This window comes from Mycobacterium sp. E3247 (assembly GCF_001667785.1).
Taxonomy (GTDB): domain Bacteria; phylum Actinomycetota; class Actinomycetes; order Mycobacteriales; family Mycobacteriaceae; genus Mycobacterium.
Window position 1 is genome coordinate 1 of sequence record NZ_LZJG01000477.1, and the last position, 12,272, is coordinate 12,272.

General features: G+C 68.7%; 14 protein-coding genes and 1 pseudogene. 7 read left to right on the top strand and 8 right to left on the bottom strand.

The annotated features are described in order from the left end of the window. Nucleotides 1–94: 94 nt before the first annotated feature. On the bottom strand, nucleotides 95–694 hold the full coding sequence (gene kstR, locus A9X04_RS23145; RefSeq protein WP_040621610.1) for a cholesterol catabolism transcriptional regulator KstR: 600 nt from the start codon (nucleotides 692–694) through the stop codon (nucleotides 95–97). Between the two features lie 337 nt (nucleotides 695–1,031). Here kstR and A9X04_RS23150 point away from each other — a divergent pair, with 337 nt between their 5' ends. After that, complete coding sequence (locus tag A9X04_RS23150) at nucleotides 1,032–3,152, top strand: acyl-CoA dehydrogenase (RefSeq protein ID WP_067925535.1); 2,121 nt, start codon at nucleotides 1,032–1,034, stop codon at nucleotides 3,150–3,152. Nucleotides 3,153–3,243: 91 nt separating this feature from the next. Here the strand turns inward: A9X04_RS23150 and A9X04_RS23155 are convergent, their stop codons facing one another. From A9X04_RS23155 to A9X04_RS23170, 4 genes are all read right to left on the bottom strand, one after another. Beyond that, nucleotides 3,244–4,071, bottom strand: a complete 828-nt coding sequence (locus A9X04_RS23155; protein WP_067925538.1) for a class I SAM-dependent methyltransferase — start codon at nucleotides 4,069–4,071, stop codon at nucleotides 3,244–3,246. A gap of 24 nt (nucleotides 4,072–4,095) precedes the next feature. Then, a complete protein-coding gene (locus A9X04_RS23160) occupies nucleotides 4,096–4,665 on the bottom strand; it encodes a VOC family protein (protein WP_067925541.1) in 570 nt (189 codons plus the stop codon). A gap of 205 nt (nucleotides 4,666–4,870) precedes the next feature. Further along, complete coding sequence (locus tag A9X04_RS23165) at nucleotides 4,871–5,404, bottom strand: hypothetical protein (protein ID WP_067925544.1); 534 nt, start codon at nucleotides 5,402–5,404, stop codon at nucleotides 4,871–4,873. Nucleotides 5,405–5,454: 50 nt separating this feature from the next. Beyond that, nucleotides 5,455–6,537, bottom strand: coding sequence for a ferredoxin--NADP reductase (locus A9X04_RS23170; RefSeq protein WP_067925547.1), 1,083 nt, complete (start codon nucleotides 6,535–6,537; stop codon nucleotides 5,455–5,457). A 147-nt stretch (nucleotides 6,538–6,684) separates the two neighbouring features. On the opposite strand from A9X04_RS23170, the gene hsaA reads away from it, so the two are divergent. From hsaA to hsaB, 4 genes are all read left to right on the top strand, one after another. Then, nucleotides 6,685–7,869, top strand: a complete 1,185-nt coding sequence (hsaA, locus tag A9X04_RS23175) for a 3-hydroxy-9,10-secoandrosta-1,3,5(10)-triene-9,17-dione monooxygenase oxygenase subunit (RefSeq protein ID WP_067925551.1) — start codon at nucleotides 6,685–6,687, stop codon at nucleotides 7,867–7,869. Between the two features lie 81 nt (nucleotides 7,870–7,950). After that, nucleotides 7,951–8,826 (top strand): 4,5:9,10-diseco-3-hydroxy-5,9,17-trioxoandrosta-1(10),2-diene-4-oate hydrolase, encoded by an 876-nt coding sequence (hsaD, locus tag A9X04_RS23180; protein ID WP_067925554.1) that lies wholly within the window; start codon nucleotides 7,951–7,953, stop codon nucleotides 8,824–8,826. Further along, nucleotides 8,826–9,728, top strand: a complete 903-nt coding sequence (gene hsaC, locus A9X04_RS23185) for an iron-dependent extradiol dioxygenase HsaC (RefSeq protein ID WP_067925557.1) — start codon at nucleotides 8,826–8,828, stop codon at nucleotides 9,726–9,728. Before hsaD ends, hsaC begins: the two co-directional genes overlap by 1 nt. 2 nt (nucleotides 9,729–9,730) lie before the next feature. Next, the gene (gene hsaB, locus A9X04_RS23190; RefSeq protein WP_067925559.1) at nucleotides 9,731–10,294 is read left to right on the top strand and encodes a 3-hydroxy-9,10-secoandrosta-1,3,5(10)-triene-9,17-dione monooxygenase reductase subunit; all 564 of its coding nucleotides are present in this window, start codon (nucleotides 9,731–9,733) and stop codon (nucleotides 10,292–10,294) included. A 5-nt stretch (nucleotides 10,295–10,299) separates the two neighbouring features. On the opposite strand, the gene A9X04_RS23195 is transcribed toward hsaB, so the two are convergent. Then, complete coding sequence (locus A9X04_RS23195) at nucleotides 10,300–10,746, bottom strand: hypothetical protein (protein WP_067925562.1); 447 nt, start codon at nucleotides 10,744–10,746, stop codon at nucleotides 10,300–10,302. 193 nt (nucleotides 10,747–10,939) lie between these two features. On the opposite strand from A9X04_RS23195, the gene A9X04_RS23200 reads away from it, so the two are divergent. Continuing rightward, complete coding sequence (locus A9X04_RS23200) at nucleotides 10,940–11,362, top strand: hypothetical protein (protein ID WP_142393481.1); 423 nt, start codon at nucleotides 10,940–10,942, stop codon at nucleotides 11,360–11,362. Here the strand turns inward: A9X04_RS23200 and A9X04_RS23205 are convergent. Both A9X04_RS23205 and A9X04_RS23210 read right to left on the bottom strand, forming a co-directional pair. Then, nucleotides 11,307–11,831, bottom strand: a complete 525-nt coding sequence (locus A9X04_RS23205; RefSeq protein WP_231985802.1) for a nitroreductase/quinone reductase family protein — start codon at nucleotides 11,829–11,831, stop codon at nucleotides 11,307–11,309. The genes A9X04_RS23200 and A9X04_RS23205 overlap by 56 nt on opposite strands. Nucleotides 11,832–11,856: 25 nt before the next feature. Next, nucleotides 11,857–12,045, bottom strand: a complete 189-nt coding sequence (locus A9X04_RS23210) for a hypothetical protein (RefSeq protein WP_369804503.1) — start codon at nucleotides 12,043–12,045, stop codon at nucleotides 11,857–11,859. A gap of 3 nt (nucleotides 12,046–12,048) precedes the next feature. Between A9X04_RS23210 and A9X04_RS30000 the strand changes: the two are divergent. Continuing rightward, a pseudogene (locus A9X04_RS30000) lies at nucleotides 12,049–12,272 on the top strand (kelch repeat-containing protein); the annotation flags it as partial.

Sequence of the window (12,272 nt, forward strand, 5' to 3'; positions counted from 1 at the left end):
ACGCCGCGCTTGCGATCGCCGCTACTGTCTGGCGGCGACCCGCCGCGCCCGGCTACGCCGCGCTTGCGATCGCCGCTGCTGTCTGGCGGCGAGGCTAGCCGCCGTTCTGGTCCCCGATCAGCAGCCGCACGGCCAGATCCAGTCGCTTGCTGACGTCGGTCGCCGAGGCGCGCCGGGTGAGCCAGGCCAGCAGGTTGGACAGCCAGACGTCCGAGATCACCCGGGCGATGTGGTACTGGTCCTCGGTCGGTTCGCCATCGGCCATCGCCCGGGCGAACATGGAGTCGATGAGCTTCTCGACCTGGTCGACCTCGCTGGCCGCGGACGCGTCGGCGAAGACGTAGGCACGCGTCATGGCCTCGGTGAGCAGGGGATTGCGCTGCATCGCCCGGTTGAGCTTGCCGACCATGAAGTTCAGCCGTTGGAACGGCGTCCCCCCGGCGACCGATGAGCGGTCGGTCTTGGCGTCGATGCGGCTGAATTCGCGGCCCAGCGCCGAAACCAGCAGGTGCACCTTCGACGGGAAGTACCGGTACAGGGTGCCCACCGCGACGTCGGCGCGGTCCGCGACGGCACGCATCTGGACCGCCTCGTAGCCGCCCTTGGACGCGATGGCCATGGTGGCGTCCAGGATGCGTTTGCGCCGTTCCCGCTGGGCCTCCGAGCCGAGTTCGGACTCGGCCAATACCGCCACGTTCATCACCTCGCGCGGTTGCGAGTCAGAAGCGCGGCTCGAGGTGGCCTTCGAGTTGGCACTGGCTGGCATCTGAAGGGTTGCTCCTGTTCCTGGCGGCTCGCTTGCAAACGATACGCATGCTGAGTGTGAATTTCCCACCTCCGTACCGCCGGGACAGCCGCGTGTGCTGCTGCGATGGCGTTCGACTTGACGGTCGATCGCTGGCACTATTAGAACACGTTCTAGTCTGCGACGAGGCCGGGTTGCGCAGCGACCAGAGGCAGACCGGACAATCGAGAGCTAGGGGTCGTAGGCCCCATGTCACGTCGAGTCGAAGGACGCGGAGGTCCCGAGGGTGGTAGCGACCGTCACAGACGAACAGTTCGCCGCGCGCGCCCTGGTGCGCGACTGGGCCCGCAACGCGACGTCAGGGCCCGGCGGGACGACGGCGATTCGCCAGGTCGAGCGCGGTGAGACGGACGCGTGGCGTCCGGTGTTCGCCCGCCTGGCCGAGCTGGGCATCTTCGGTGTCGCGATCCCCGAGGAGCATGGCGGAGCGGGCGGCAGCGTCGAGGACCTGTGCGCGATGGTCGAGGAAGCGGCCAAGGCGCTGGTGCCCGGTCCGGTGGCGACCACCGCGCTCGCGACGCTCGTCGTTACCGACCCCGACCTGCTGGGGCAACTGGCCGCCGGTGAACGCTTCGCCGGGCTGGCGCTGAAAGGTGGCGCCCGGTTCGACGGGCAGACCTCGCGCGTGTCGGGCGCCCTGCCGTGGGTGTTGGGCGCCGCCGACGGCGGCGTCCTGTTGCTGCCCGCCGACGGGAAGTGGCTGGTGGTCGACACCGAGAGCGACGGCGTGCAGATCGAGCCGCTGGAGGCCACCGACTTCTCCCGGCCGTTGGCCCGGGTGGTCCTGACGTCCGCGCCGGCCACCGTCATCGAGTCGCCCGAGCGCGTCGAGGAACTGGCGGCGACCGTGCTGGCGGCCGAGGCCGCCGGCGTGACCCGGTGGTCGCTGGACACCGCCGTCGATTACGCCAAGGTCCGCGAGCAGTTCGGCAAGCCGATCGGCAGCTTCCAGGCCGTCAAGCACCTGTGCGCCGAGATGCTGTGCCGCGCCGAACAGGCTGAGGTGGCCGCCGCCGACGCCGCGCGTGCTGCCGCGGAGTCCGACCCCGACCAGTTCTCGATCGCGGCCGCGCTGGCGGCGAGCATCGGCATCGCCGCCGCCAAGGCGAACGTCAAGGACTGCATCCAGGTGCTCGGCGGCATCGGCTGCACCTGGGAGCACGACGCGCACCTGTACCTGAGGCGAGCGCACGCCATCGGCAGCTTCCTCGGCGGCGCCGAACGCTGGTTGCGCCGCGTCACCGAGCTGACGCAGGGCGGTGTGCGGCGGCGCCTGGGCATCGACCTCACCGACGTCGAGGGCCAGCGTGCGGAGATCGCCGCCGCCGTCGCGGAAATCGCCGCGCTGCCCGAGGAGAAGCGGCAGGCGGCGCTCGCCGAGGCCGGGCTGCAGGCGCCGCACTGGCCGGCTCCGCACGGGCGTGGCGCGTCGCCGGCCGAACAGCTGCTGATCGACCAGGAGATGGCGGCGGCCGGCGTGGTCCGCCCGGACCTGGTGATCGGCTGGTGGGCCGCGCCGACCATCCTCGAGCACGGCACGCCGGAGCAGATCGAGCGCTTCGTGCCGGACACCCTGCGCGGTGAATTCCTTTGGTGCCAGCTGTTTTCCGAGCCGGGCGCCGGCTCGGACCTGGCGTCGTTGCGCACCAAGGCGGTGCGGGGTGACGGCGGCTGGCTGCTCACCGGGCAGAAGGTCTGGACGTCGGCGGCCCACAAGGCCCGGTGGGGGGTGTGCCTGGCGCGCACCGATCCCGATGCGCCGAAGCACAAGGGCATCACCTACTTCCTGGTCGACATGCGCTCACCGGGCATCGAGATCCGCCCGCTGCGCGAGATCACCGGCGACTCCCTGTTCAACGAGGTCTTCCTGGACAACGTGTTCGTCCCCGACGAGATGGTGGTCGGCGAGGTGAACGACGGCTGGCGGCTGGCGCGGACCACGCTGGCCAACGAGCGCATCGCGATGGCCACCGGCACCGCGCTGGGCAACCCGATGGAGGAGCTGCTCAAGGTGCTGGCGAAGCTCGACCTCGATGCCGCACAACAGGATCGGCTCGGCCGGTTGATCGTCATCGCCCAGACCGGCGCGCTGCTGGACCAGCGGATCGCCCAGCTCGCCGTCGGCGGGCAGGACCCGGGCGCGCAGTCCAGCGTGCGCAAGCTCATCGGGGTGCGCTACCGGCAGGCGCTCGCCGAGTACATGATGGACGTCTCCGAGGGCGGCGGGCTGGTGCGCAACTACGCGGTCTACGACTTCTTGAACACCCGGTGCCTGACCATCGCCGGCGGCACCGAGCAGATCCTGCTCACCGTGGCCGCCGAGCGGCTCCTCGGACTGCCGCGCTGACGGCGTCCGCGGCGAGATTGCCGCTGTGGTCGTGGTTTTCTGATCGATCGCAGCCGTCGCGGCAATGTCGGTGAGGCAGCCGGCGGTCTTCTCAGGCGTCTGACCCAAAGTGGTATTGCAGGCCTCGGCCCAAGTGCCTCACCGGCGTGATCCGGAAGAGCGCCTGCATCAGCCACCAATACCACGGCGAGTAATACCGGCGGATGTCTTCGGCGTCGGCGAACCACCACTCACAGTCGAACACCAGACCCGGCACGGCCCGTTCCAGCTCGCGCGGATCGGTGATGCTCCAATCCAGCTGCGCGCCCGAGGCTTTGACTGGAGGGTAGCGCTGCAGGAGCCACACTCCGGCCCGGCTGTAGCCGTCCAGGAGCATCTCTCCGCCTTCGAAATGCCCGACGATGCGCCGCAGCATCGCCACGCCGTCGGCGCGCCGTAGATACGGTGTCAGCCCCTCGGCGACCACGAGAACGGGCCGGTCCCCGGCGATCCCGCCGAGCAGCGCCGGGTCGCTGACCGAGGCGCCGACAACGTGCAGTCCGGGGCGCGGTTCAAACAGCTTGCGGCGCAACGCGATGACATCGGGTAGGTCGATGTCGTACCAGTCGACGGTTGCCGGCGGGTCGACGCGGTAGGCCCGCGTGTCCAGCCCGCAGCCCAAATGCAAGACGACACAGGCGGGGTGGCCGTCGAGGTATTCCTTCACCCGCCGGTCGTAGGCCTTGGAGCGCACCGCGGAGGATTGTTGATCGCGACGGCGCATGCGCAGGCGGCTGAAGTCGTAGTCGAGGCGCCGCACGGCCCTGTCGGCTTCGCGGTCGCCGAGGATGGAATCGGGCCGGCGGCTCTCCAGCGCCTTGCCGTAGAGGGTGACCAGCGCGGTCTGCTGCGTCCCCGTGAGTGTTACGCGCTCACCCATGATCAGCCATCTTCGAACGGCGCGCTAGGTGCCGGTACCGTCGCGCCCGGGCCGCGGCGCCAGCGTGGGCGGCGTCAACTGCCCGGGTTGGGGCCAGTTGCTGAACGCCTCGGCGTAGCTGTGGCTCATGATCTCGATCACGGTGCCCCATGGGTCGGCGGTGTAAGCCAGTACCCAGGGCCGCCCGGGCACGAAATGGTAAGGCGCTGCCAACAACTTTCCGCCGTGATCGACGATGTGGTCGGCCATGGCCGCAACGTCGGGGTGGGTGATGCAGAGGTGCCACAGCCCGCGTTCGACCCAGGGCACCTCCTCGCCCGTCGGTCGCGGCCCGCCGGTTGGCGGGTCGATGAATTGGAACAGCTCGATACCGACGGAGTTGCCGCTGAGCAGGTGAGCCTGCCAGGCTTCGTGAAACCGACGGCCGAACACCCCGGCCGCCTCCGCGTGCTCGGCGGTTTTGAGGACTCGCGGACCCATGATGCAACGGAAACCCAAAACGGTGCCGTACCAACCGATGGCGGCATGAATGTCGGGGACCGTCACGCCGACATGGTTGATGGCAAGGGCGGGCTGCTGCTCGGGGATCGACATGGAGTGACTCCCTCTTGTCCTCTCGTCCATCAGCATTCAGTTGAGTGGCTGCTCTGCCAAGCCGCGGGTCGTTACACGCAAACCGAAGCAGTCCAAGGGGTTTCGTACAGTATCAGTACCTCCGTGTCACGCCGTCGAAAGTGCCGCCGGAGCAGTCGGATGTTGGAAATCGCGACCGTGGGCGCAATCTGGGCGGCGGGACGGTTCAGGAGAACGTGGTCTGGGCGCACGTGCTGGGCGAGGTGATGTTGACCCCGGGATAGACCACCTGGATGTGGGTGCACATGATGACGTTGTTGTCGGTCTTGGGCTGGCCCGTCTGCCAATCCGTGGAGTCGATGCGGCCGGTCGTCTGGTACTTGTCCGGCGGGCCCTCGCCGAAGTACACCGTGGTGATCTCGTCGGAACCCATCGACTTCATCACCCGCTCGTGCTCGCCGTTGGCGTGCGCGTCCAGATAGGCCAGCCGGTTCGACGAACGGATCTCGGTGGTCTGGCGGGCCCACAGGCCGGACGGGAAGCCGGTCACCCCGTCGGGCGTCAGCATGTCCGCTCCGGCGGTGAAGTCGCAGTGGCCGTCGGACTTGAAGCAATTGAGGACCGCGCGCGTCTCCAGCTGGTTCGGCCCGTCCAGCGGGAACAACGTGGTGGCGGTGTTGCTGGCCGCGCCGGCGGCGGGACAGGGCAGCAACGCCAACGCCGATCCGACCACCGCAAACCCCGTCATCAGCCGCTTCATGCTGCTCCCCTTTCGGTTCGCCAACCCTAACGGTGAACCTAATCCCGCGACTACTCGTCGTAGGTGACTTCTACCGAATCAGATTCGGGGTGAGATTGACAGGCCAAAATGAGGCCGTCGTCGAGGTCCTGCTGTTCGAGCACGTCGTTGACCTCCATGCTCACCTTGCCGCTGCGCAAGGTGCACGCGCACGCGCCGCAGTGGCCCTCCCGGCAGGAGAACGGCGCGTCGAGACCCTTCGCCAGCAGGACGTCGAGCAGTTTGGCGTTGCGCGGCCACGACACGGTGTGGGTCTCACCGTCCAGCTGCACCACGGCGGTGGCCGGCGGCTGGTCGCCCGGTGCGGTGTCGTCGATCTTCACCGCCGCGAACGGATCGGAGTCCAGCGACTTGAACACCTCGATGTGCACCTGCGCCGCGGGCACTTTCAGCGAATCCAGCGCCTGCCGGGCGGCGTCCATGAAGGGTCCGGGCCCGCAGATGTACACCGGTCGATCGGTATAGGGGGCGGCGAGCTTGGCCAGCGCGGCGACGCTCGGCATGCCCTGCAGCGATTCCAGCCAGTGCACCACCGTCAGCCGGTCCGGGTACTTGGCGGACAATTCGCGTAGCGCGTCGGCGAAGATCACCGACTTCTCGTCGCGGTTGGCGTACAGCAGGGTCACCTGGCCGCCGCCCTCGGCGAGGGCCGACTTGCAGATCGACATGATCGGGGTGATCCCGCTGCCGGCGGCCATCAGCAGGAAATCGTCGTCGAGGGTTTTCGGCACGAAGGTGCCCGATGGGGCGAGCACGTGGATCCGCATGCCCGCCCGCGCGTGCTCGCACAGCCAGTTCGACGCGTATCCGTCCGCGGTCCGCTTGACCGTGACGGTCAGCGCGTCGTCGGTGAACGGCGAACTGCACAGCGAGTAGCAGCGGGCGACCGAGCCGGTGCGCTCGCTGGGAACGCGCAGCGTCAAGAACTGGCCCGGCGCGTAGCGCAGCCGCTCGGGCGGGATGTCGGGGTCGCCCGGCTCGTCGGGGACCGCGAACACCAGCGACCGCGCGTCGTCGGTCTCGGCGACGACCTCCGCGATCTGCAGCTCAAGGACGTGGTCACCGAGTGGCTCGTCGAGATTGGCCTCGGCCAAGGCCCATCCTCCCTCTCGTCACAACTAGAACATGTTACAGAAAACCCGATTCATATCGCTACCAGCCGCAGGAATACCCTGCTCGACACAAATCGGAACGTGTTCTAGTCTCTGGTGTAAGTCCGCACTCTCAGGAGGCAAACTTAAGTGACGTCCATTCAACAGCGTGACGCGCAGTCGGTTTTGGCTGACATCGACGATCTGCTGCCGCGGATCAGGGAGCGCGCTCAGGCGACGGAGGATTTGCGGCGGCTGCCCGACGAGACCGTTCAGGATCTCCAGGACATCGGCTTCTTCACCCTGCTGCAGCCCGAACAGTGGGGCGGACTGCAATGCGATCCGACCCTGTTCTACGAGGCGGTGCGGCGGCTGGCCAGCGCGTGTGGTTCCACCGGCTGGGTGAGCTCCATCATCGGCGTGCACAACTGGCATCTGGCGTTGTTCGACCAGCAGGCGCAGGAGGAGGTCTGGGGCGAGGACGCGAACGTGCGGGTCTCGTCCTCGTACGCGCCGATGGGCGCGGGCGTGGTCACCGACGGCGGATATCTGGTCAACGGTTCCTGGAACTGGTCGTCCGGCTGCGACCACGCCACGTGGGCCTTCCTCGGCGGTCCGGTGATCAAGGACGGGCGCCCGGTCGACTTCGGCAGCTTCCTGATCCCGCGCTCCGAGTACCGCATCGACGACGTGTGGCATGTGGTCGGTTTGCGCGGCACCGGCAGCAACACCGTGGTCGTCAAGGACGTCTTCGTGCCCCGCCACCGGTTCCTGTCCTACAAGGCGATGAACGACGGCACCGCCGGCGGGTACCAGACCAACACCGCGCCCGTCTACAAGATGCCTTGGGGCACAATGCATCCCACCACCATCTCCGCCCCGATCGTCGGCATGGCCTACGGCGCCTACGACGCGCACGTGGAGCACCAGGGCAAGCGGGTGCGCGCGGCGTTCGCCGGCGAGAAGGCCAAGGACGACCCGTTCGCCAAGGTGCGCATCGCCGAGGCGGCCAGCGACATCGACGCGGCGTGGCGCCAGCTGAGCGGCAACGTCGCCGACGAGTACGCGCTGCTGTCGGCCGGCAAGGAGATCCCGTTCGAGCTGCGCGCCCGCGCCCGCCGCGACCAGGTGCGGGCGACCGGGCGTGCGATCGCGTCGATCGACCGGCTGTTCGAGGCCTCCGGCGCCACCGCGCTCGGCAACGACCAACCGGTGCAACGGTTCTGGCGCGATGCGCACGCCGGCCGGGTGCACGCGGCCAACGACCCCGAGCGGGCATACCAGATCTTCGGGAACAACGAGTTCGGGTTGCCGCCCGGCGACACCATGGTCTAGCCGATGCGCGCCGGCGACGATGCAGAGCAAGGGAGCGATGTGGGGGCACCTCCCGCTTGCGGGGGAGAGGAGCGGCGCTGAATGACGGCAACAACGGGGGAGTTGACGTTCGAGTCGACCTCGCGCTTCGCCGAAGTCGATGTCGACGGACCGCTGAAGCTGCACTACCACGAGGCCGGGGTCGGCAACGACCAGACGGTGGTGCTGCTGCACGGCGGGGCGCCCGGCGCGGCGAGCTGGACCAACTTCTCGCGCAACATCGGAGTGCTGGCACAGCGGTTCCATGTGCTGGCCGTCGATCAACCCGGCTACGGGCTTTCCGACAAGCGCGCCGAGCACGGCCAGTTCAACCACTACGCGGCGCGCGCGCTCAAGGGCCTCTTCGACCAGCTCGACCTGGGACGCGTTCCGCTGGTGGGCAATTCGCTGGGCGGGGGCACCGCGGTCCGCTTCGCCCTCGACTACCCGGACCGGGCCGGCCGGCTGGTGCTGATGGGGCCCGGCGGTTTGAGCATCAACCTGTTCGCCCCCGATCCGACCGAGGGCGTCAAGCGGCTGGGGAAGTTCTCGGCCGAACCGACGAGGGAAAACCTCGAGGCCTTCCTGCGGGTCATGGTCTACGACCAGAAGCTGATCACGCCGGAGCTGATCGACGAGCGGTTCGCGCTGGCCAGCACGCCGGAATCGCTGACCGCGACCCGGGCGATGGGAATGTCGTTCGCGGGGGCCGATTTCGAGCTCGGCATGATGTGGCGCGAGGTGCACCGGCTGCGCCAGCCCGTGCTGTTGATCTGGGGTCGGGAGGACCGGGTCAACCCGCTCGACGGCGCGCTGGTCGCGCTGAAGACCATTCCGCGTGCGCAGCTCCACGTTTTCGGGCAGTGTGGGCATTGGGCGCAGGTGGAGAAGTTCGACGAGTTCAACAAGTTGACCGTTGATTTCCTTGGAGGCGCGTGATGAGCATCCGTTCGCTGGGTTATCTCCGCATCGAGGCCACCGACATGGCGGCCTGGCGTGAATTCGGCCTGAAGGTGCTCGGCATGGTCGAGGGCAAGGGCAACACCGAAGGTGCGCTGTACCTGCGCATGGACGACTTCCCGGCCCGGCTGGTGATCGTGCCCGGCGAGCGCGACCACCTGCTGGAGGCGGGCTGGGAGTGTGCCAATGCCGAAGGCCTGCAAGAGATCCGGAACCGGCTCGACGTCGAGGGCGTGCCGTACAAGGAGGCCACCGCGGCCGAGCTGGCGGATCGCCGGGTCGCCGAGATGATCCGGTTCTCCGACCCGTCGGGCAACTGCCTGGAGGTGTTCCACGGCGTCGCGCTGGAGCACCGCCGCGTGGTCAGCCCCTACGGGCACAGGTTCGTCACCGGCGAGCAGGGTCTGGGCCACGTGGTGTTGTCCACCCGCGACGACGACGAGGCGTTGCACTTCTACCGGGACGTGCTCGGCTTCAAGCTGCGCGACTCGATGCGGATGCCGCCGCAGGTGGTGGGCCGGCCCGCGGACGGGGCGCCCGCGTGGCTGCGGTTCTTCGGCTGCAACCCGCGCCACCACAGCCTGGCCTTCCTGCCGCTGCCGACCCCGAGCGGGATCGTGCACCTGATGATGGAGGTCGAGGAAGCCGACGACGTGGGGCTGTGCCTGGACCGGGCGTTGCGCCGCAAGGTGCCCATGTCGGCCACGCTGGGCCGGCACGTCAACGACCTGATGCTGTCGTTCTACATGAAGACGCCCGGCGGATTCGACGTCGAATTCGGCTGCGAGGGAAGGCAAGTCGAGGACGACGACTGGGTCGCGCGGGAAAGCACCGCCGTGAGTTTGTGGGGCCACGACTTCACGGTCGGCGCCCGCGGATAGTCATGTCTGCGCCGATCGATCCGCGGGCCTTCCGGCAGGTGCTGGGCCAGTTCTGCACCGGCATCACAATCATCACCACGGTGCACGACGACGTTCCGGTCGGCTTCGCCTGCCAGTCGTTCGCGGCGCTGTCGCTGGACCCGCCGCTGGTGCTGTTCTGCCCCACCAAGGTGTCGCGGTCCTGGCAGGCCATCGAGGCAACGGGCCGGTTCTGCGTCAACGTGCTGAGGGAGAAGCAGAAGGACGTGTCGGCCAGGTTCGGATCGAAGGAACCCGACAAGTTCGCCGGGATCGACTGGCACCCTTCCGAACTCGGCTCGCCGATCATCGACGGGTCGCTGGCCCACATCGACTGCACGGTGGCGTCCGTGCACGACGGCGGCGATCACTTCGTGGTGTTCGGCGCGGTGCAATCGCTGTCGGAGGCACCCAAGATCAAGCCGCGGCCGCTGCTGTTCTATCGCGGCGAATACACCGGGATAGAACCGGATAAGACCACGCCCGCGCAGTGGCGCGACGACCTGGAGGCGTTCCTCACCGCCACCACCCAGGACACCTGGCTCTAGCTCAATCAGCCACGGTAGGTCTCGTGCCGCACCGCCTCGGTCGTCGGCTCGTGCAACTCCGGGGACGGCACCGCGTTGGGATCGTCGTGCTCACCCGCCGGCTTCGCGGCGGCCTCCGGGTGCAGTTCATCGGCGCGTTTGAACTGCTCCTGCAGCTGCTCGCGCGACGCCGCGACCTCGCCTTGGTGCTGGGCCGCCCGCTCCTGCAGCCGGGCGGCTTCGGCCGCCTTGACCTCCGCCTCGGCCTGCGCGGCGCGAGCCTTGGCGGCCGTCTCCTGCGCAAGCGCCTCACGCCGCTCGACCTGGGCCTGGGCCACCTTGGCTTGTTCGCGGATCTGTTCGGCCTGCCGCTGGCGGCGGCGGCGCCGCATACTGCCGACCGCGACGAGGGCCACAAGAATCAACAGGACCGCCGCGGCCGCGACCACGATCCAGATAGCGCTGCTGTTCATTCCGGGCTCCCATCAGATCGGTTTCCACCCGGCGCTGGGCGCCGGCTCGATGTGGGATCCCCCTATCTGGCGCAGGTAAAACAACGGGCGCGGGATCGACGGCCCGACCAGGTGACCTTGGCCTCTATCCGGTCGCGGCGGGCGTCGAAATCCTGAGACCGCAGAATTCGAGGGCTCCTGGCAGGTGAGGTCGATGGCGGATGGCACTGGCATGTTGCGCCTCGCCTACTGGGCAGGCGCCGCGGTGGACGCCGCGATGGTGGTGCCGCTGCTGGCGCCGCGCGTGGCCGCCGCGATGCTGGGTCTGCACGGGTTCGCCCCAACCCCCGATTACCGCTACGCCGCCGCGCTGTGCGCGGCCTTGATGGCCGGCTGGACGGCGCTGCTGGTGTGGGCCGGCCGCGCACCCGTCGAGCGGCGCGGGGTACTGCTGCTCACCGTGTGCCCGGTGCTGGTGGGCCTCGCGGCCGCGGGCGGGTACGCGGTGAGCAGTGGCCTCGTGCGCTTCGCCTATATGGCGCCGGTCCTGGTCGTCCAGTTGGTGCTGGCGGTGCTGTTCCTCAGCACCTACCGGCGTGCCCGTGCCCTTTCGGACGAGACGGATCGTCGGGGGTGATCCGGAACACCGGGTAGCGTCCGGCGATCGCGTCGAACTCCGACAAGGGGGCGTCGCGGCCCAGCGGGATGTGGGGGCGCGCGCCCGGGGCAACCGCGACATAGCGGCGCAAGACGGGCGCGCGGTCCGCGGTGGCGACCTCGAGCAGGCGCACCGGTTCGGGGTGCCCACGCCGCAGGACGGCCCGCCCGTCGGCGGCGCGGACATTGCGCACCCAGTTCACCTCGTTGCCGAGCATCGAAACCAGGTAGCGCGCGCCGTCGTAGTCGACGACGACCACGGGGACACAGACCACCCGGCCGGACCGCCGACCAAGCACCTCGAGGGTCATCGCCCGCGCCGGGGACAGGACACCGGCCGAATACTGCAGCGCGGACAGCCGATTCATCACTCTGGCCGAAAAGCCTTGCCTGCCACCGCGATACATCCACCGCTTGGCGCCGTACAACCAGTCGACGAACCCATTCACCGTCGAGCGCTCATGGCCGTCGTCGCTACATGAAGTCGAGCGCCTCGACCGTCGCGATCGGGCCCTCGTGGGTCGGCCGGTTCGCACCGCCGATGCAGTAGACGGTGTTCCCGACCGTCGCAACCACCTCGGCATGGCGCGCGGTGGGCATCGGGGGCAGGGTGCTCCACTTCCCGTCGGCGATGTCGTACATCTCCACGACGTTGAGCACCATCGTCGGTTCCTCGCCGCCGACAAGAACTCCGCGGCCAATGAGCGGTTCGACCCGCAATCGGGCACCTGGACCAAGCTGGTGGGCATGCCGACCCCGCGCGGCAGCTACGGCGCGACCTACATCGACGGCCGCATCGTGGTGGCCGGCGGCGAGGAACCGACGATGGTGCTCAACGTCGTGGAGATGTACGACATCGCCGACGGGAAGTGGAGCACCCTGCCCCCGAT